This is a genomic window from Klebsiella sp. BDA134-6 (assembly GCF_015601345.1).
GTDB lineage: Bacteria > Pseudomonadota > Gammaproteobacteria > Enterobacterales > Enterobacteriaceae > Klebsiella > Klebsiella grimontii.
In genome coordinates this window covers 3,996,612-4,016,545 of sequence record NZ_CP064784.1, presented here as the reverse complement: position 1 = coordinate 4,016,545, position 19,934 = coordinate 3,996,612, and the positions used below count along the sequence as shown (strand labels likewise).

At 50.3% G+C, this 19,934-nt stretch carries 19 protein-coding genes and 1 riboswitch; of the genes, 14 read left to right on the top strand and 5 right to left on the bottom strand.

What is annotated here, in order from left to right:
* Positions 1 to 17: 17 nt before the first annotated feature.
* Positions 18 to 950, top strand: a complete 933-nt coding sequence (locus IYV58_RS18495; RefSeq protein ID WP_004122724.1) for an ornithine cyclodeaminase family protein — start codon at positions 18 to 20, stop codon at positions 948 to 950.
* Here IYV58_RS18495 and IYV58_RS18490 read toward each other — a convergent pair.
* Positions 947 to 1,858: a LysR family transcriptional regulator gene (locus tag IYV58_RS18490; RefSeq protein ID WP_195729183.1), complete on the bottom strand. Its 912-nt coding sequence runs from the start codon at positions 1,856 to 1,858 to the stop codon at positions 947 to 949. The two genes, IYV58_RS18495 and IYV58_RS18490, sit on opposite strands and share 4 nt — an antisense overlap.
* Before the next feature lie 96 nt (positions 1,859 to 1,954).
* Here IYV58_RS18490 and IYV58_RS18485 point away from each other — a divergent pair, with 96 nt between their 5' ends.
* Positions 1,955 to 3,094 (top strand): DSD1 family PLP-dependent enzyme, encoded by a 1,140-nt coding sequence (locus IYV58_RS18485; protein WP_049113120.1) that lies wholly within the window; start codon positions 1,955 to 1,957, stop codon positions 3,092 to 3,094.
* Between the two features lie 154 nt (positions 3,095 to 3,248).
* Here IYV58_RS18485 and IYV58_RS18480 read toward each other — a convergent pair whose 3' ends face one another.
* Entirely contained in the window at positions 3,249 to 4,076 is an 828-nt protein-coding gene (locus tag IYV58_RS18480; RefSeq protein WP_049113119.1) for an undecaprenyl-diphosphate phosphatase, read from the bottom strand.
* A 542-nt stretch (positions 4,077 to 4,618) separates the two neighbouring features.
* Between IYV58_RS18480 and IYV58_RS18475 the strand changes: the two genes are divergently transcribed.
* The 12 genes from IYV58_RS18475 (at position 4,619) to IYV58_RS18420 (ending at position 16,596) form a co-directional block, all read left to right on the top strand.
* Positions 4,619 to 5,626, top strand: a complete 1,008-nt coding sequence (locus IYV58_RS18475) for a LysR family transcriptional regulator (protein WP_199900564.1) — start codon at positions 4,619 to 4,621, stop codon at positions 5,624 to 5,626.
* A gap of 259 nt (positions 5,627 to 5,885) precedes the next feature.
* Positions 5,886 to 6,044 (top strand): hypothetical protein, encoded by a 159-nt coding sequence (locus IYV58_RS18470; RefSeq protein WP_004122715.1) that lies wholly within the window; start codon positions 5,886 to 5,888, stop codon positions 6,042 to 6,044.
* Positions 6,045 to 6,304: 260 nt separating this feature from the next.
* Positions 6,305 to 7,348 (top strand): carbon-nitrogen hydrolase family protein, encoded by a 1,044-nt coding sequence (locus tag IYV58_RS18465; RefSeq protein ID WP_049113116.1) that lies wholly within the window; start codon positions 6,305 to 6,307, stop codon positions 7,346 to 7,348.
* Between the two features lie 117 nt (positions 7,349 to 7,465).
* Positions 7,466 to 8,629, top strand: a complete 1,164-nt coding sequence (locus tag IYV58_RS18460) for a branched-chain amino acid ABC transporter substrate-binding protein (RefSeq protein ID WP_004122710.1) — start codon at positions 7,466 to 7,468, stop codon at positions 8,627 to 8,629.
* A gap of 46 nt (positions 8,630 to 8,675) precedes the next feature.
* Positions 8,676 to 9,596: a branched-chain amino acid ABC transporter permease gene (locus tag IYV58_RS18455; RefSeq protein WP_004122708.1), complete on the top strand. Its 921-nt coding sequence runs from the start codon at positions 8,676 to 8,678 to the stop codon at positions 9,594 to 9,596.
* Positions 9,593 to 10,765 carry a branched-chain amino acid ABC transporter permease gene (locus IYV58_RS18450; protein WP_053088650.1) on the top strand — a complete coding sequence of 391 codons (1,173 nt, stop codon included), beginning with the start codon at positions 9,593 to 9,595 and terminating at the stop codon, positions 10,763 to 10,765. Before IYV58_RS18455 ends, IYV58_RS18450 begins: the two co-directional genes overlap by 4 nt.
* Positions 10,758 to 11,540 carry an ABC transporter ATP-binding protein gene (locus IYV58_RS18445; RefSeq protein ID WP_004122703.1) on the top strand — a complete coding sequence of 261 codons (783 nt, stop codon included), beginning with the start codon at positions 10,758 to 10,760 and terminating at the stop codon, positions 11,538 to 11,540. Before IYV58_RS18450 ends, IYV58_RS18445 begins: the two co-directional genes overlap by 8 nt.
* Positions 11,537 to 12,274 (top strand): ABC transporter ATP-binding protein, encoded by a 738-nt coding sequence (locus IYV58_RS18440; RefSeq protein ID WP_087829110.1) that lies wholly within the window; start codon positions 11,537 to 11,539, stop codon positions 12,272 to 12,274. Before IYV58_RS18445 ends, IYV58_RS18440 begins: the two co-directional genes overlap by 4 nt.
* Positions 12,271 to 13,308, top strand: coding sequence for a phenylacetaldoxime dehydratase family protein (locus IYV58_RS18435; RefSeq protein WP_049113114.1), 1,038 nt, complete (start codon positions 12,271 to 12,273; stop codon positions 13,306 to 13,308). Before IYV58_RS18440 ends, IYV58_RS18435 begins: the two co-directional genes overlap by 4 nt.
* 783 nt (positions 13,309 to 14,091) lie before the next feature.
* Positions 14,092 to 14,188: riboswitch (TPP riboswitch) on the top strand.
* A 34-nt stretch (positions 14,189 to 14,222) separates the two neighbouring features.
* Positions 14,223 to 14,996: a hydroxyethylthiazole kinase gene (gene thiM, locus IYV58_RS18430; RefSeq protein ID WP_049113112.1), complete on the top strand. Its 774-nt coding sequence runs from the start codon at positions 14,223 to 14,225 to the stop codon at positions 14,994 to 14,996.
* Positions 14,993 to 15,793 (top strand): bifunctional hydroxymethylpyrimidine kinase/phosphomethylpyrimidine kinase, encoded by an 801-nt coding sequence (gene thiD, locus IYV58_RS18425; protein WP_049113110.1) that lies wholly within the window; start codon positions 14,993 to 14,995, stop codon positions 15,791 to 15,793. Before thiM ends, thiD begins: the two co-directional genes overlap by 4 nt.
* Before the next feature lie 56 nt (positions 15,794 to 15,849).
* Complete coding sequence (locus tag IYV58_RS18420) at positions 15,850 to 16,596, top strand: GntR family transcriptional regulator (RefSeq protein ID WP_004122693.1); 747 nt, start codon at positions 15,850 to 15,852, stop codon at positions 16,594 to 16,596.
* Here the strand turns inward: IYV58_RS18420 and IYV58_RS18415 are convergent.
* From IYV58_RS18415 to IYV58_RS18405, 3 genes are read right to left on the bottom strand one after another with little or no spacing between them, the layout of a single operon-like run.
* Positions 16,570 to 17,526: a PfkB family carbohydrate kinase gene (locus IYV58_RS18415; protein ID WP_004122691.1), complete on the bottom strand. Its 957-nt coding sequence runs from the start codon at positions 17,524 to 17,526 to the stop codon at positions 16,570 to 16,572. The genes IYV58_RS18420 and IYV58_RS18415 overlap by 27 nt on opposite strands.
* The gene (locus tag IYV58_RS18410) at positions 17,523 to 18,527 is read right to left on the bottom strand and encodes an ADP-ribosylglycohydrolase family protein (protein WP_004122690.1); all 1,005 of its coding nucleotides are present in this window, start codon (positions 18,525 to 18,527) and stop codon (positions 17,523 to 17,525) included. The genes IYV58_RS18415 and IYV58_RS18410 overlap by 4 nt, the downstream gene beginning before the upstream one ends.
* Entirely contained in the window at positions 18,524 to 19,807 is a 1,284-nt protein-coding gene (locus IYV58_RS18405) for a nucleoside permease (RefSeq protein ID WP_032741899.1), read from the bottom strand. Before IYV58_RS18405 ends, IYV58_RS18410 begins: the two co-directional genes overlap by 4 nt.
* Between the last annotated feature and the right edge of the window lie 127 nt (positions 19,808 to 19,934).

Below are 19,934 nucleotides of genomic sequence, written 5' to 3'. Positions count from 1 at the left end.
TATAGCAGGAGCAGTAAGTGAAGTTTATTTCTGAACATGAGAGCGCGGCCCTCATCAGCCATGAAATGGCCTATGACGCGATTAGGGAATCCCTGATCGCTGCCAGCAAGTCGGAAACCCTGAATTTTCCGGTAGTTCACGGTAAGGGATCAAATAATGTGAACTCTTTCAGCATCAAAGCATCGTCAACCTCGGAGCTTGCCGGACTTAAAGTCGGTTCATACTGGCCGGGGAACCGTGATATTGGGATACCGCGTCACAACTCTTTAATCCTGTTATTCGACCAGGAAACAGGCAAAATAGATGCTGCAATTGAGGCTGGAAAGGTAAATGCATTCCGGACGGCAGCTGCGAATGCCGTAGCAGCTGACGTGCTTGCCAGACCAGATTCAGCCGTACTGGCCGTATTTGGTGCAGGACATCAGGCCCGCTATGAATGTGCCGCACTGCTCAGAATCCGCCCAATCCATAGCGTTTTTATTGTGGGCCGCAGTCCTGAAGGTGCTCAGGAAATGGCGGATGAGCTCCGGGAGAAGGGAATGACTGTTCACTGCTGTGATGCTGAAAAAGCCTGCCGGGAAGCTGACATCATTGTCACCGCTACGCCTTCACGCAGCCCTCTTTTCCTGGCAGAGTGGGTTCGTCCGGGTACGCACGTAGTGAGTATGGGATCAGATGCTGCGGGTAAGCAAGAATTGCCAGTCGAATTGCTGACTAAGTCGCGCCTGTTCTGCGATCTGCCGTCTCAGTCGCGACGCATTGGCGAGTTTCAACATGCCCCTGGAGATACAGAAGTTATTGCAATTGGTGATGTGCTGACCGGCAGAGCTGAGGGACGCACAGTGAATGATGATATCACTATCTTCGACAGTTCAGGCCTGTCGGTGCAGGATCTGTATATTGCAAAGGCGCTTCTTGAGCTATGGGACCTCCATAAGGCTGACAGTTAAGTTTCGCAATCCCAGGGACGGGAGGAAAGAAACTCTTTCAGGAAGCGAATAAACTGATGAGTACGTGGAGAACGGCCAGCCGCATCGCTGCCAGTCAGCGCGACGACTGGCGCATCAGGCAGATTAAATTCCTGCAACACACGAACCAGTTTACCACGGTTAAGATGAGGCATTACATCCCACTCAGAACGCACAATTATACCTCTTCCCGCCAGGGCCCAGTCGGTCACAACCCGGCCTTCGTTGCTGGCAAGCCTGGGGTGTATTCGAATGGGATATTCTTCATTGCCACGGTTGAAACGCCATAACGTGACGTCCTCACTATTCTCTCTTAGCGCTATACAGTCATGCAGTCTCAGAGCGGAGGGTGAATCGGGTATGCCTTTTTGTTCCAGATAAGCGGGAGAAGCGCACACATACCTCCGGTTGGTTGCCAGCGGGGTGCAGTGCATAGAGGAATCCCTCAGTTCGCCAATATAGATCACGACATCCCACTGATGAAATGAAGACCAACTCGGATCGTCGGAAAGCGTAAGTTCTACTTGCAGATGCGGGTACCGGGCTGAGTACTCACCCAGCAGAGGGGCTACGTAGTCAGTGCCAAATCCCAACGGGGCCAGGACGCTTAGTTTCCCGCTGACCTCATGACGGCGGTTTCTGATGATTTCCTGTAGCTCTGCCAGCTCTTCAATGATTCGTTCAGCTCTGGTTTTTACCAGGCAGCCTTCATCCGTAAGCGTAATAAATCGGGAGGGGCGTTGTATTAATCTGACACCCAAACGCTGTTCAATTCCCTGAAGGCGCTGCGTCACTGAAGGAGGCGTAACGCCAAGATAACGTGCTGCAGCAGCCAGAGTAGGATGCGTGGCTATCGTATAGAAAAAACGCAAGTCATCACTGTTAAGCATTAAGCCTGACCTTAATTATATATTTAGATATGGTTAATTTTAAAATGAATCATCCAGTGAGAATATAGTTTTTCCGCTAACTGGAGTAAAAACATCATGTCTGACAACCATTGGCTGCAGCAAACCGAAACTCCCTTTCTTCTTATCGATGAAGCAAGATATCAACGAAATGTAGACCGTCTGTTCAAACGTGTGGAAGGGCTTGGCAGTAGCGTTCGCCCACACCTCAAGACACTCCGTTCTCCTGAAGCAGCTCGATATCTACTAAGAACAAATGATTCTCCGGCAACCGTATCTACCCTTGCAGAAGCAGAAGGTTTTGCCAAAGCAGGTTATACGAACCTTCTCTACGCGGTAGGTATTGCCCCGCAAAAACTTGCACGCGTTGCCTGCCTGATTAACCAGGGCATAAACATACATATTCTGCTGGATAGCCCGGAACAGGCGCTTGCAGTATCCGAATTTGCCCAGCGGCACAACGTCACGTTCTCAGTATTTATTGAGGTTGATTGCGATGGCCATCGTGGTGGCCTTCCACCACGGAGTAATGCGCTCACTGAACTGGCTACGCTTGTTGAAGGCAACGGTGCCGTGCTGACGGGTCTGATGGCCCACGCCGGTGAATCATACAGCTGCCGGACTGAAGAACAAATTCGTCAGGCAGCACGTAATGAATGTGAAGCAATCAGGACCGCTGCAGAGCGTGTACGAGCACTGGGCATTGCCTGTCCGATACTCAGCGTAGGTGCAACACCAACGGCACACTTTGCCGAAGAACTGGAAGGTATCGCTGAAGTGCGCGCGGGCGTGTTTACATGCTTTGACCTGGTGATGAAAAACGTTGGCGTTTGCAGTACGGACGACATTGCCATTTCGGTAGTGGCCTCAGTCATTGGGTATAATCGCGCAAAAAACTGGGTGTTTATTGATGCTGGCTGGATGGCGCTTTCCCGCGATCGTGGTACAGCTGCAGGCCCGGTAGATTACGGTTACGGTCTGGTCTGTGATATCAGCGGTAAACCACTCAACGTCTGTGTTACTACCACAAACCAGGAGCACGGTATCATCGCTCTACCCGCTGACAATGGGCTTACTCCGGATGATTTTCCTGTAGGTATGCGCGTGAGGATTCTGCCTAATCATGCCTGTGCTGCAGCATCTATGCATCAAGAATATCAGGTGCTTCAAGCTGGGGAAGACGCCCCTGAGGTCTGGCACCGTATTATTGGTTGGTAAAACTATTAGTCGCAATAGCCGCCCCGCGCAAACTGCGCGGGTATTACTTTTTGTGAAATAAAGCAGATGAAAGAGTGGTACTCAATGAAGCATTCCAAAGTGAAAATTAATGCATCTGGCTCGCAGTTAAGACCGCTAAGGAAGCATGATTGGATTATCCTATCCAAAGAATGACGCAGGCAGCAAGAAGGCAGTAACCGCCAAACAGGTGCCACTTGTCATGTTCAAGCCAGCCAGCCAACCAGCGAAGCGCCACTAAACCAGCAATAAAACTGAAAACCATACCTAGTAAACTCGGAAAAACGATAGAAGAAACAGACAGTGCAGCACTGTTATGGAAAGCACGAACCATTTCTTTGAAGATAACAACAGGCGTCAGCACAACCGCCAGGGCGAAGCTGAATTCTTCTGCAGTTTTTCGGGCAACACCTATGGATAATGCAGCAGAAATGGTTGCGCCTGAGCGGGAAAGCCCACGAAACGGCAGACATAACCCCTGTACCATACCCACAAGCACTGACTGGATTAAGGAGAGGTTTTCAGTGTGGCTTTCTTTTATTCGTGACGAAACAATGATGAGAATGCCCGAAACGAAAAGCCCAGAAGCAATCAGTTTACTGTTGCTGAACAGTGATTCTATTTCGAAATTCGACGTATTGCCAGCGAAATAAACCTTGATGATATGTTGTAGGGTCAAGCCTACAATACCTGTCATCATGGTGGCAGTAAAAATGCGTAGAGCATAATGTTTAAACGCCGCAACGGAACTAAAATAGGTTGAATGCCAGGATTTCCAGAAATGAACGATAACGGCAAACATAGTCCCCGAGTGAAGCATAACCAACAGCAATGTCATGTCTGGAGCACTTGGATCAAGCCCCAATATCTTTTCTGCCATAATAACGTGAGCCGAACTGGAAACGGGCAACAGCTCAGCTAACCCCTGAATGATTGCCAAAATCAATAAGTTTGAAAGGGCCATATTTACTCCGGATGATGGATTCCCAAGTTGAATAATCAGATAAAGTATCAGGTCATGAATCCATTCAGTCCCTTGCGAGAATATAATCCCTGGTGATTACATCTTTAATGATTTCATGCAGCGACGGGGTGAAGAAAGTGTTTCGTTTAACCTTTGTTTGACTTTACCCAAGAGCAGTTGGGGGCGTAATGTTATGCCTCTATTCGATTATTCTTATCTTCAGATAGAGGGTCAGATCTCTGACCTATGTGGAGTACTCTACGCATTGGCGGAAAACAGTACATCCGGATGTTGTTCCCTGCGCTCCGGAACCTTGCTTGATAGATCTGCATTGCAAACAACGTACGTAGGGTAGCGCCAGGAACTCTTTAATGTGTGAATTAAGACCATCGCAGGAAGTACGGTATTGATAACTGGCTGGACTGACCCCGCCCCGGTAGACGATCCTGCCCTATAGTTTGAGCATATGTTCCATGTGATTGAATACACAGCGGAAGCGATTGATTTCTGGCCCTGCAAGTTGCATCTAAAGGTAAAAAGCGGTGAATGGCAACCTTTATACAACTCTTTACACACTGAGCCATATCCGATATGAAGGTTATCATTACTGTTTAAATTGTGTAGAAAACACCATGCTGCCTACTACGCCAAACTGGAATGATTTGCGCATTTTTTTGGAAGTGTATCGGACAGGAAGTTTGTCTGCTGCATCTCGTCAACTGAAAATAGATGTTTCTACCGCAAGTCGACATATAACTAGCCTGGAAAGAGCACTTTCATCGCCTGTTTTTGAAAGGCACTCAAATGGGCTCAAGATAACAGTGCGGGGCCGGGAGATTCTGGAATATGTCGAATCCATGGAATCTCAAATCCTGGCGATGATGGGGGCGCATCTTTCAGAAGTAAACAATATGCCTTCAGGGAAAATCAGGATTGGTACAATGGAAGGCATCGCCTCTTTTTACCTTGCTGAAAAATTTGCCATATTCTGTAAAAAATACAGTGAGATATCAGTTGAACTGTTGACATCATCTCATCAGGTTCATGTCAATCGTCGGGAAGCCGATCTTTTCCTGAGTTTTTATCCCTATGAAGTTAAGGGGCTGGATATAATGCCTATAGGCAAATTTAGCCTGTATCTCTATGCTGCACCGAGCTACCTTAGCCGGTGCGGAACGCCTGAGAGTAGAGCCGAATTGCATCAGCATAGCTTTATTAGCTATATCGAAGACCTGGTCGAACTGGATACTGTTCGGTGGCTGTACGAGGTGATCGAAAGGCCTGATATCGCCTTCAGTTCAAGCAGCATGGTTACGCAAATGTTTGCCGCAACCGGTGGAATAGGCATGGTCTTGTTGCCCGAATTCATGCAGGCTGAGCAATTTGGATTGCAAAAAGTGCTGCCTGAAACGGTTAGCGTTTCGAGAGTAGTGTGGTTATCCGTCCACCGTGATCTGCGTTACCTGCCTAAAATGAAGGCTGTTATAAGTTTTCTTATTCATCAATTTTCTACGGATTACCCCAATCAGGTTGGGGTCAAAATAGAGTAGTTTGTTGACGAAAAAAAAATTGCACTAAAAGAGTGCTACGCCACAAAAAGCCAAATAATGTTGGTATATGCAAACATCGTTATGAAATTTCCAGTTAAGCAATTTCTCTGTCGTTTTCCCCTTTAGCTATTTGCAAAACCAATAGAACGCACCATAAAGGTGCATTTTTGGCTTTGCAAATTTGCAAGGGCAAATGCAAAATCTCAAGTTTTTACCTCTTATCAGCTTTGGTAGTGTGAGTATGCAGGAGGTGAGCAGGATGAAATCAAATTTATGTGAGCATATTTTATTTATTGTTGATGCTGCAATACAACCGACGCTAGGGAGACAAATTACCGTTCATCGTCAGGCCTGGGATGAATTAGTTATTGCAGTGGTGGGCTTACTTATAGGTGATAAGTGTAATGTCCAGCGTTAACCTTAAACCGGTAATAAACAAAAAACATTGCAGTCATAGATTATAGTTATATTTGACGATGTAAAGAATATTGTCAGGTACTGAACGTCTTCAATATCGCTAACTGCTTCATGAATAACTACCATCAAGGTTGTTTACGTGACAGCAATTATCTTCTAACCATTTTTCTAATGAATAGTCAAATATAAGATGTATCTTGACATAAGAAAGAAGTTAGACGCGCATTTCGCGAAAATATCAAAAGCTAAAAGGTTTTAATCATGCAATTACCCGAAGTTAAGGTTGCTGCGGTTCATGCCGCACCGGTATATATGAATGCCAAAGCCACTCTTGAGAAAGCCATTGATTATATCGCTGAGGCGAAAAAAAATGGGGCTGAGCTGGTCGTATTCCCCGAATCTTTTATTCCTGGGTTTCCTGTATGGGCCGCATTATGGGGACCTATTCATAATCACAAGTGGTTTGAAACAATGGCCGAAAATAGTCTTCTCATCGACGGGCCGGAAATCCGAGCGTTGTGCAGCGCCGCTGCCCAATATGATGTTCTGGTGTGCATGGGATTCAGTGAACGAAGTGCGGTCAGCGTGGGCTGTTTATGGAATTCAAGCATTCTTATTAGTGAAAAGGGCGAAATACTCAATCATCACCGAAAGCTTGTTCCGACGTTCTATGAAAAAATGGTCTGGGCGCCGGGAGATGGGGCTGGTTTGTTCGTGGCTGATACACGCATTGGTCGCATTGGCAGTCTCATCTGCGGTGAAAACACAAATCCCCTGGCGCGCTATTCTTTGATGGCGCAAGGAGAACAAATCCATATTTCGCAGTGGCCCTCAATCTGGCCGACCAAGAAACCATCTTGTGGTGGAAATTTTGACAATCAGGTAGCAAACCGTATCCGCGCAGGAGCACATTCTTTCGAAGCTAAATGTTTCGGTATTATGAGCGCTTCCTTAATGGACGAAGAAATGAAACGGATGCTAACAGAGTGGGATAGCTCGGTGGCTGACATCATCGAACAGACTCCACAAGCTGCGACAATGTTTGTTGACCCGACAGGTACGCCAATTGGCGATATCCTTCAACATGAAGAAGGGATCGCATATGCGACATTCCAACTCAAAAAAATCATCGAGTTAAAACAGTTGCACGATGTAGTCGGATATTATAACCGATTCGATGTATTTAATCTGACGGTAAATCGTAACCGCTTGAATCCGGCGACATTTACAACCTCAAGCGTAGCAGAGAATATCCCCTTGCCGTCAGGATTTAAGGTTGAAACGAACGATATTGCTGACGTTTAAATCATGCGTATAGGAAATAATTATGATGTTTGGAATACCATCGTAATAGGGTTGCAAAGAGTCAAAGGGAAATTGAAGTTGCTGAGTTAAATAACATAAATACTTAGGGGTTTGTTAATGAATAAACATATTATGGTCTTAAAAGTATTTCGCTCGTCATTGATCGCTTTATCCTTATTAGGATCGACATCTCTGCTTGCTAAAGAAACGGTGAAAATTGCTTTTATCGGTCCACTAACTGGCGGTGCCAGCGCAACTGGGTTAGGTGGCCGAAACTCAGCTCAGCTGGCGGTAAACCAACATAATGCCGATCCGGCAGCAAAATATACCTTTGAGCTGATAAAGTTTGACGACGAGTGCAAACCCGCCACAGGAGTTCAGGTGGTCACCAAAGCGGCCACGAATAATTCCATTATTGCCGCTATTGGTCATTACTGTTCTGCGGTGGCTGCTGTCACTGTAAATACCTATCATCGTTTTGGTTTACCGCTAGTCGTCTGGGGCGCTGTATTGCCGGAAATCACCTATGGCAATAATTATAAAGAAATTCATCGTGTCAATGGCACGATGATTAACGAAGGCAAACTGGCTGCAGAATATGTAAAAAACAGCGGTTTTAAACGTATAGCTGTAATTTATGACACCACTGATTATGGAAAAGGGCAAAGCAAATACTTTCTGCAATATCTGAAAGAAAACCCGCAAGCCAGCGTAGTCAGTTCGTTTGGCGTGGACATTAGTCAGCAGGACTTTTCCGCTGAGCTAACAGCGGTACAAAAGAGCAACCCTGATATTATCTATTTCGGAGGGCTGACGCCACAAGGGGTAGCGCTTCGTGCACAAATGCAGCGTATGGGGATTAGCAAACCTATGATGGGCGTGTCTGGCATTTTGAACTCCGGTTTTATTGACGGTGTAGGCAAGGAGGCTGCTGAAGGAGTGGTGTCATTCCACAACGGTGCACCGATCGACAAATACTCGCAAGGTGCAGCCTTCCTCAAAGCCTATAATATGGCCGGTTTCAAGGAGGAGCCTGATGCCTACGGCCCGTTTGCTTATAGTGCGGCAACGTTGATCATGGATGCAGTAGAAAAAGTGGGGCCTGACCGCAAGAAGGTGCGTGACGTGCTCAATCACACCGCGGGTTATAAATCCTTAGTTGGGACGATTAACTTTGATGACCATCGCCAGAATCTAACTAACGCCTATCAATATGTGGTGCAGGATGGTAAGTGGGTGTACTGGCCTGACAGTAAATATGGGCATGCAATAGAGAAATAACTCATTTTTTAGCAGAAGCGTTGTTATAGGCAAGAGAGGATGGTTTATGGAATATAGTTTTTTATTCCAGCATTTTTTTAACTTCCTGATGCTGGGGACGATATACGCGCTAGTAGCGGTCGGATTTTCCCTTTATTTTGGGGTGGTGGATGTTGTGCAGTTTTCGCATCCCGATGTAATGACACTGGGAGGGTTCGCAGGATTAGGTGGGATAGTACTGGTATCCGCGCTGGGATTGACTGGTAACGCTTTCGCATTGATAGCAATGTTGATCAGCGCATTTGTCGTAGTCGGTATCGTTGGTGCCCTGATTGGGCGCTATCTGGTACTACCTTTAAAAGGATCGTCTCCGATCAATGTATTGCTGATTACCTTGATGACAGGAACTGCGATTCGCGAAGCGTTGCGGATTTTTGTTCCTGGCGGCTCTAACCCCTCGCCGTTTCCTATGGTCTTGCCCGACGCGTTAGTGGTGGTTAACGGCGTTTCCGCGCGAGTCAGCAGCCTGATTCTGCTGCTGATAGGCGCGCTGGCTATTATAGGAACACATCTCCTACTCACCCGAACTCGCTTGGGGATGGCGATCCGCTGCGTAGCGCAGGATGAAGAGACGTCTCGCTTTCTTGGAATCAACTTCAAACGTGTTGTCATCATCACTTTTGTCATCGGGTCTTGCCTGGGGGCCCTGGCAGGCATCATGTCCGGCCTATACTACCGCCAGATTATTTTCAATATGGGACTGATGCTTGGGGTTATCGGTTTTTGTTCTGCTGTAGTTGGTGGACTGGGCAGTCTCCTTGGCGCGGTACTGGGCGGCTTTCTATTCTCTGCCCTACAGGTATTAGCGACCGTTGCGTTGCCGATCCCCAGTGCATACAAGGATGTTTTTGCTTTTGGGGCGATGATCCTAATAATCGCCATACGCCCGACCGGTTTACTGCGTGAACGTTATCAGGAGCGGGTATGAATCTTAAACTGTTATTCATGCGGGCTGACGGTCTGTTAGGACTGGCTATCGTTATTGCCCTGTGTATTGGCGAGGCGTGCTTATTACTGCTGCTGGAATCACAACTGGCACTATTTCTGCTTCTACTGTTGACGGTGGTTCTATGGTTCACCGTACGGCGGGTGGGTCTTGCACAGGCAGCTGGCAGTGCTGTGGCCTGCCGAGTAGGTGCGGCGAACATGCTGGTTTGTCTTGGTATTTTCATTTTGATTCTGATTTTCCGTGAGGAGCATTACGCATTACTGATGATCGGGACGGTTCTGCTTTTTACTACCGCAGGTATCGGCCTCAATATTCAAACCGGATTAACGGGGTTGGCCAATTTCGCGGGCGCTTCTTTTTTTGCCAGCGGGGGCTACACCATGGCGGTGTTAGTGCAAAAAGGAACTATTCCGCATGAGTTGGCTCTTCTGGCCGGTGGCGCTATATCGGCACTTATAGGGATTTTGCTATTACTGCCGGTTCTGCGTACTCGTGGATATTATTCGGCTCTGGTAACGATTGCTTTTGGTCTTCTGTTTAGTTCATTTCTTCAAGTTAATGAGCATTTGGGTGGTAGCGAGGGGCTTCAGGTAGAAGGTCTCAGATTGTTTGGCTGGGATATGAGTACAGGCTTTGAATGGGGAGGCGGTGAAGTTTCTTTTTATTTTGCCTACTGTGTGCTGGCGATACTGGTTTTCCTAATGGCGTCCTTACTCGCACACGCTATCGAGTGGTCTGCTATCGGGGTTAATCTCGATGCGACCCGCAATGATGAATTAGTGAGCTCGACCTTTGGTATCAGTACACAGCGCTGGAAAATTACAGCCTTCTTGCTGGGAAACTTTGTCATCGGCGTGGCGGGTGCACTCTATAGCGGCATGACTGGGTTTATAAGCCCTGCTGGGGCAACTTTCGAACAATCACTGCTACTAATTTCCATTATTGTTCTGGGGGGAATAGGCAATACCTGGGGCACGCTGATTGCGGCCACATTCATTATTTTATTGCCGGAAAAGCTGCATGCCTTACAGGAATATCGCGTCCTGCTCTTCTCAGTATTGGTTGTGATTATTCTGATGTTCAGTCCGAAAGGGCTGGTGCCTCGTGCAATGCGTAATTTCTCGCGCAAAAGGGGGATACATGAATAAAGGATGCTGGCTAAGCTGTCGCGAGCTAACGATGAAATTCGGAGGGCTGGTTGCGCTTGATTCATTCGATATTGATGTACATGGTGGCGATGTGATCGGTTTACTCGGACCAAACGGTTCGGGGAAAACGACCTTTTTCAATGTGTTGACCGGACTTTATAAACCCTCGGATGGCAGCATTACATTTAATGGCAACAATCTGTTCAATCGTTCGCCGAGCGAAATTAACCAGGCAGGGGTGGCGCGAAGTTTTCAACGTTGCAGACTGATGCTGGAGTTATCCGTATTCGATAATCTAATGGTGGGTGCCCATAATCAGTTTGACCATAGTCTAATTAAAAATCTGCTATGGCGGCGCTTTCTTGGCCGGAATCTCTCTGCATTTGAGCGCCGAGCCCGAGATATTTGCGCCCGTTTCAATCCGGAAATAGCCGATCGGTTATTTGATCCCGCAGGCAGTTTCAACATGATTGATCGGCGTCGCATAGAACTTTGCCGAGCTCTACTCGGCCAGCCCCGGCTGCTCCTCTTGGACGAACCTTCAGCGGGAATGACGCATGATGAAACATTCCGGCTAATGGAAGATGTCACTGCATTTCAACGCGAGGAACCGCAGCTGGCTATTATCCTGATCGAGCACGAGATGCAGGTCATTGAGAAAATGACCCATCGCTGCATCGTCCTGAACTTCGGCAAGAAAATATGCGAGGGGCCATACCGGGATGTGATCAGTAATCCACAGGTGCGCCAGGCTTATCTGGGAGACGACAAATGAGAGAAGATTTGCTGGTTGTGGACAATGTGGTGACGGGTTACGACAGCGTCAATGTATTGGAAGGCGTATCGCTGCGCGTCAGAGCGGGAGAGATTACCTGTTTGCTAGGCGCTAATGGAGCGGGGAAAAGTACCTTGATTAAGGCAATCTTCGGACTGCTACCGCTGCGTTCAGGGGCAATACACTTCGCAGGACAAAGCATCAGTAATTGGGATACGCATCGTATCGTGGGCCAAGGGATTGCGGCGATCCCGGAAGGAAACAAGGTTTTTCCACGAATGACGGTAATTGATAACCTTAAGGTAGGTGCGTACCTGGAACCATCAAGAACTAAAATCGCGGAGCGACTGGAGCGCGTATTTGCGCTTTTTCCCCGGTTAAGCGAACGGCGGGAGCAGTTTGCCGGCACACTATCGGGTGGAGAACGTTCGATGGTCTCTATCGGCCGTGGATTGATGAGCAATCCACAACTATTGGTGATAGACGAACCTTCTCTTGGTTTGTCTCCGTTGTATGTGAAGGAGAACTTTCGTCTTATCAGCGAGCTTTGCGCTAATAAATGCACCATCCTGTTGATAGAGCAAAACGTGCATCAGACTCTGGAGGTCGCTCACCATGGATACGTTATTGCACAGGGAAGGGTTGTAGCCAGTGGCGAAGCTGCTGCGCTGCAAAGGAGTCCTGAAGTCAGCAAGGCCTATTTTGGCAACGGTCAACCGACAGTAGAGGAATGATGAACATGGTATATCCCAGAGTCTACCCTTTGCGCAAACCGGAGGGATTTACGCCGCAGGTGCAGCGCTGGTCGACGCGTTTTCCTCCAGGCTGCAGCGCATTACATCTCGGATTCTTTGCAGTGCAGATACCTGAAGGCTGCAGCAAGACAGATCCAGCATTTGATACTTGGCTGAAGGCGGCATTCGAGGGTAAGTATGCACCCATTGCACGGGATCACGCTTGTTTTAAAGATGAATCAGGCATGTTTAACTTTGTGGTGACAGCTTACTGGACGGATAGCATGGCATTTACAGGCTGGCGGCAAAGCGAGCAACAAGGAGGTTGGTGGGATCGTCCAGAACGGTTGTCCGGTCCTTATGGCTACTGGCGCGAAATGTTGACAGTACCACTCGAACGACTGGAAAACCTGTATTGGTCGGATTATATGGCCGCGCTGAGCAAGGCGTTGCCGATCGAGCCCGCACCCTACAGTGGTTATTTCGGTGCAATGCGTGACCGCATCCCTTTAGCAGCGTGTGATCCTCTAGATGGGACCGATGATTTACCGCCAGCGTCGGAAGCGAAACCCGGTCATAGGTATTTTGTGGTGCCACCACACAATTTGGCGATGATTCGCTCTGCCAGTTTTTGGGGGAATTGCGATGAGGAGCAGCGCGTAGACTATGAGCAGAAACTACGAGATCCATTGGCTCGTGGTATGGATTACCTGCGAACTCAGCCAGCGCAAAGTGGCTGCTGCGCGCTGCGTTTCCAACAAACACTGAATGAACATGGCCAATCTTTACCGGAGACTCATGCCCATGCATATTTTCTCAGCCTGAAACATATGGAACGTTGGGCCGAAGGCCATGCCTCGCATGAGGCCATTTTTCATGCAGCCATTGCACGCTATCGAAAATACGGTGCAGCCAACCAATTACGTACCTGGCACGAAGTTTATGTATTGCCGCGTGGCAGCCAGCACTTTGAATATATAAACTGCCATTCCAAAACCGGCTTATTACCTTTTTTCGAACGAATTGAAATTTGATTCGTCATGGTAAGGAAAATCTCTGGTATTTCGGCATCGGATATTTTCCTGGAGAAAATGACTTGTCACCTCGAACACATGAGTTGGCAACGATGAAGGCTATGGACTGTTGTCTAGTTCAGCATGTTGAGCCCTCGATAATAAGCTTTACCTGCCAATGCAGTTGAATGGCTCACGGCTGTTACTATTATAGCTGGCTCAATGAGAGCCTTCTTGGCCATCTTGCTAGACAATAGCCGTACCCGGATGATCGCTATCATGCCATGATTTTTCCTGACCATCTGACCCTCCCCCTTCAGGAAGGAAGCGGGAGGGTCATAACAGATAGAATGTTGAGCTTTCACTACGAGGAAAAGAATTTTGGGGTGGACATGCTCCAGGACGCACTAGTGCCGTGTGGCATGGTGGCCGAAAATATCGTGGTCAGACAAATTATGAGTCATCGTTGTCGTGGGGAATCCAGCAATAACCTGCTCCCCGCAGGTCTTGCCCGGTAAGTTCTCAACATAACTCGCGAACACTATACTGACTTTGTGCCAGGGTCAGAAAGACGAGGATCTCTGATTTAGCACTGCACTGAATTTGGGCCAGGGTCAAAAAATGCGTGGAACTAAAACAGGCGTGCTTACAATAACACTGGTTTTATTGGTCGGTATTTGATCAATGGTTGTGAATTTAGTGGGGTACAAACTGGGGTACAGCGTGAAGAAGCGATAACCGGAAGTGCGGGCTTGCTTCAGCGAGCAACTTCCCATAAGCTGGCAAAAAGTATAGAGATTTAATCTACATGACTCGGGGTGCCCTTCCTTGTGAAGGCTGAGAAAAACCCGTACCACCTGATCTGGATAATGCCAGCGTAGGGAAGTCAGAGACCGCAGGGTCGTCGCTTCTTCATCGCCTGGCGGGAGCAAACGATGTCTGACCTGCTGAACCCCGCGCATATTGCCCATCTGCGGCACCTTTTTCACCACCATTCCCCTCTTGTGCACTGCATGACGAACGACGTGGTGCAGACCTTTACCGCCAACGTCCTGTTGGCGATTGGCGCATCCCCGGCGATGGTTATCGACCCGGACGAAGCCAGCCAGTTTGCCGCTATTGCCGATGCTCTGCTGATAAATGTCGGTACGCTGACCGTCGAACGCGCGGCGGCGATGCGTGCGGCGGCGCGCAGCGCGCAGCAGGCGGGCAAGCCCTGGGCACTGGACCCGGTGGCGGTCGGCGCGCTGACCTTACGGACAGAGTTTTGCCGGGAGCTGCTGGCGCTGCAGCCTGCCGCCGTTCGCGGTAATGCCTCGGAAATTATGGCCCTGGCCGGAATGAGCGGCGGCGGGCGCGGCGTCGATACCACCGATACCACCGCCGCCGCGCTGCCCGCGGCCCAGGCGCTGGCCCGCCAACTGAATACCGTGGTCGCGGTCACCGGTGAGGTCGATTACATCACCGATGGCCAGCGTACGCGCGCGGTCACCGGCGGCGATCCGCTGATGACCCGGGTAGTGGGCACCGGCTGCGCGCTATCGGCGGTGGTTGCCGCCGCTGCGGCGATGCCCGGCGATCGGCTGGAAAACGTGGCCGCAGCCTGCGGTCTGATGAAGCGCGCGGGGGGAAAAGCGGCGCGACAGGGCGGCCCCGGCAGCTTTACTCCTGCCTTCCTCGATGCACTCTATGCGGGAGGTGATCTGTGAAACGAATTAATGCGTTAACCATCGCCGGCACCGACCCGAGCGGCGGCGCGGGGATCCAGGCGGATCTCAAAACCTTCTCAGCGCTGGGCGCTTACGGCTGCTCGGTCATCACCGCGCTGGTGGCGCAAAACACCCGTGGCGTCCAGTCGGTGTACCGTATCGAGCCTGATTTTGTCGCCGCGCAGCTCGATTCGGTTTTCAGCGATGTGCGCATCGATACCACCAAAATCGGGATGCTGGCGGAAACCGATATCGTCGAGGCGGTGGCGGAACGGCTGGCGCGCTACCGGATAACCAACGTGGTGCTGGATACCGTCATGCTGGCAAAAAGCGGCGATCCGCTGCTCTCAGCCTCGGCGGTGGAGACGCTACGTCAGCGCCTGCTGCCGCAAGTCTCGCTGATCACCCCGAATCTGCCGGAAGCGGCGGCGCTGCTGGATGCGCCGCATGCCAGAACGGAAAAAGAGATGCTGGAGCAGGGCAGAGCGTTGCTGGGAATGGGCTGCGGAGCGGTATTAATGAAAGGCGGCCATCTCGATGATGCGGAAAGCCCGGACTGGCTCTTTACCCGCGACGGGGAGCGGCGCTTTACCGCGCCGAGAGTCCAGACCAAAAATACCCACGGTACTGGCTGTACGCTGTCGGCGGCGCTGGCGGCCCTGCGTCCGCGTTACGATGATTGGGGGCGAACCGTGGCGGAAGCCAAGGGCTGGCTCTCGGCGGCGCTGGCGCAGGCCGATTCACTGGAAGTGGGGCACGGCATCGGCCCGGTACACCATTTTCACGTATGGTGGTAGTCTTCATGCCTGGCGAAAAGTATACTGTTTCCTGACTTTCGCCAGGAAAAAACACGATGGAACAAGCGCATACCCTGTTGATCGCACAACTGAACGAGCGTATTGCAGCGCCGGATAACACGCCGCTGTACCTGAAGTTTGCTGAAACGGTTAAAAATGCTGTTCGCAGTGGTGCGCTGGAGCACGGTAATATTCTCCCCGGCGAGCGCGACCTGAGCCAGTTGACGGGGGTGTCGCGCATTACCGTTCGCAAAGCGATGCGGACGCTGGAAGACGAAGGGGTGGTGACCCGAGCTCGCGGCTACGGTACGCAAATCAATAATATCTTTGAGTATTCATTGAAAGAGGCGCGCGGTTTTTCGCAGCAGGTGGTGCTCAGAGGAAAAAAACCTGACACTCTGTGGGTCAACAAACGGATAGTGAGCTGCCCGGATGAGGTGGCGACACAATTGGCGATTGCCCCGCAAAGTGATGTATTTTTGCTCAAGCGAATTCGCTATGTGGATGATGAGGCCGTGTCCATAGAAGAGTCCTGGGTTCCTGCCCAACTGATTCATGATGTTGATGCTATCGGCGTGTCGCTGTATGACTATTTTCGCAGTCAGCATATCTTCCCGCAGCGTACGCGCTCGCGTGTCAGTGCACGTATGCCGGATGCCGAATTTCAGTCGCACATTCATATGGATGAAAAAATACCGGTGCTGGTTATCAATCAGGTTGCACTCGATCAACAACAGCGGCCGATTGAATACAGCATCAACCGCTGTCGTAGCGATCTATACGTTTTTGTGTGCGAGGAGTAATGCTTCGCGCGTTGGGCTACAATCACCGCCGCGATGTCCTACCACCCAGGACGCAACCGCATTACCAAGCAGTACCGACTCGCCCAGCGTCCATCCCGAGGCGAGTCCGGCTAGCGTCCCTCCGGCGTGGCTGTCACCTGCACCGATTGTATCGACTACCGCCACAGGGAACGGTGCTGCCAGTCCCTGTTCTTCCGCGCTGAAGTACCATGCACCCTCTTCGTCATGACGAACAATCAACGGCATTGCGAATTTCTTTAGCCAGGCCTGACCAACCGCTTCGGTTGCCACGGGTAATCTAAAGCGCTCTGCGGCGATCTCCGCCTCCTGACGATTCAGCGAAACAATGGGCTTACAGGCCATGATTCGCTGCATTAACGTCTCGGGGATATCAGCGATACGCGGGCCGAAATCGATATACGGCGTAATATCGCGCAGAGATTCCAGCCAGTGCACCAGCACTTCCCCGCAGGGTGATGCCAGTTGATAACCAGAAAGTGACACCAGGCTTTGCGGCGGAACAGTTAGTTGCGCCAGCCAGGCGGGATTCCACTGGTTTTCAACACCGCTAAACGACATAAACGTGCGTTCGCCGTCCGGCTCAACCAGCGCAAGACACCAGCCGTTGTCACCCGTGACGCCGTCGATGCGGCTGGAAAGCCCTTCCCGGGCCATGTTATTACGGATGATATCAGCCCATACGCCTTGTCCAACGGGTAGGGCGTTATCGGCTTCCATTCCCAGACGTTTCAGGGCAACCGCAATATTCAGGGCACAGCCGCCAATATTGACGCTTTGCTGTTGCAGTTCAATATCACAGCCTCGCCAGGGGAGGGCGTAAGCGTCAGCAATCACATCGATGACCGCCGCGCCGACGATGGTGATGGGACGCTTGTTGCCTAAGGTGGGTAATCGTTGCATCAGATTCATGATGCCTCCCGTTGCTCTCGGTAGTGTGCAAGCGCCGTGGCGTAGCGGGTAAAGTCGAGTTGGTTCACTTCATCAAGCTGTTGCTTCAGGGTGGCGTCGATAGCAGAAATCCCCCTCAGTGCACCGCAAATTGCAGTTGCCATTGCGCCGATGGTGTCGGTATCGCCACCGAGATTTGCGCACAGAATGGCGCAGCGGTTAGGGTCGCCTCCAGCCAGCTCAACCATCGCAATTGCGCAGGGAACGGATTCAAGGGTACTGGTGCCTGCGCCAACGCGCTGATAGAGCCCCTCACAGGCTGATTCAATACCATCTGCCTGACGTACCACGCACAAAGCCAACTCCAGCCTGGCAGCCAGCGAGGCACTAAAAGTGGTGATCCGCTTTTCCTGCGCCTGGCGTGCCACAGCAGGCAGCGAGTCGACAATCGCCTGCCAGCTATCTCCTTCGATAGCCCGAGAGATTGCCCACGCCACCACGACGGCACCCGCAATCGCGAGGTCGGATTTATGCGTGGGGCTGGAAGCCAGCGCCACCTCATCAATAAAGCTGTCTAGCTGTGTTGGTGCGAGCAGGCAGCCTAGCGGTGAGACGCGCATCGCCGCCCCATTCGTGACGCCGTTGTTCTCCAGTTCATCGATCGGTACTGCGTCGCGAATGGCATTGAGCGCAATTTTAGAAGTCGGACCCAGCACGTTTTTATTGAACGCATCGAACCCTTCAGCCCAGGCAAGGATATTGCGCCCGATAACTTCTGGTGAGATTTTGCCATGGCATTCAATGATGGCATCCGCGAGGCAGAGCGCCATCGATGTATCATCCGTAAATTCGGCACGATTAAAGTAACAGGCTGCATTGTTTTCAGCCGGTCCGGGTAGAAAGCGATCAATCCACCCAAAGTGAGCTTTAACGCGTGAGCGAGGCCAGAGTTCAGACGGCATGCCCATCGCATCGCCTAATGCCTGCCCGTAGAGCGCGCCGAGAATACGTTCCGTTTTCATTTAACTTCCTCTTGTTTCAGTGCAGCATCGCAATCGTCGTTTTGCACCTTAATAGCGGTGATCTCTGTATCCGATTCGCGAAAGAAAATCATAAACAACACGGCGATAACGGCGATCATAGCGGCGCCGAAGCCCCACATTCCTGCCCAGTTGAAGGTCAACCCATTTACCGGCTCTTGATAAGCAAACATTTTCTCCATCATTACGCCGCCCAGACGATAGCCGAGTAAACTGCCAAACCCCTGGCAGCAGAGCGTGATTAGCCCTTGCGCCGCCGTACGCATGTGTACCGGTGCTTTTTTATCAACGTAGATATAGGCAGTAACGTAATAGAAATCGTAGCTTACGCCGTGAAGCAAAATTCCAAGAAACAGCAGGGCATAGGTGAAGTATTGATCTGCACCGCCGTAGACGAAAAATCCGTAACGAATCGCCGCGGTGATAAGACCAAGTAATAATACCTTTTTAATGCCAAAGCGTGTGGTGAAGAACGGTAGTGCCAGCATGAAGAAAATTTCAGAGAACTGGCCGAGCGTCATCCATCCTGTCGCGTTTTGCATTCCGACTTCCGTGAGGTAGCCGTTGGCGAAGATGTAGTAGAAAGCCAGCGGCATAGCGAACAGGAATGAGCAGAAGAAAAACACAAGGAAGTTTTTATCACGTAACAGGATGAGCGCGTCCAACCCCAGCATCACTTTTAAATCCAGCTTGCCGGTACTCTTCGGCGGCGTATCGGGCAGCATAAAGGCAAAAATACCCAGCAGCACCGAGCTGCCAGCAGTGATCAACAAAGGGATATTGGTCGGAGAAATATCGCTATAGCCCATCATTTGTGGCAGAAAGCCGCAGACCAGGCCTGAGACAATCCAGCCAATGGTGCCCATCACGCGAATGCGGGGAAAATCACGTTCGACATCCGGCACGTTGGCAAAAGCGATGCTGTTGGTCAGTGCAATGGTCGGCATATACGTGAGGGAATAGGCCAGCAACAACGGGAAGAAGCCGCTGAAGGTGGTTTGCTGCGCGGCGAAATACATTAATACCGCGCCGACAAACATCAGTACGGCCAGCACTTTCTGTGCTGAGAAAAAGCGATCGGTCAATGAACCTACGAGGATCGGCGAAAGGATCGCCGCAATGGCGGTACAGGCATAGGACCAGCCAATTTCACCAGCGGTAAATCCGCTTTTATTCAGCCATAACCATAAAGGGACAAACCACGCGCCCCAGATAAACCACTCAATGAACATCATGAATGACAGCTTTACTGTAGTTTTCATCTTTAAATCCTTCATGATAGGTAAGGTACGTAATAACAATACCATTATATAATACCTTTTAAATACCTTTTAAATACCTTTTAAATACCTTTGGGGTGGAATTTTGACCGATATAACATTTTCCCGG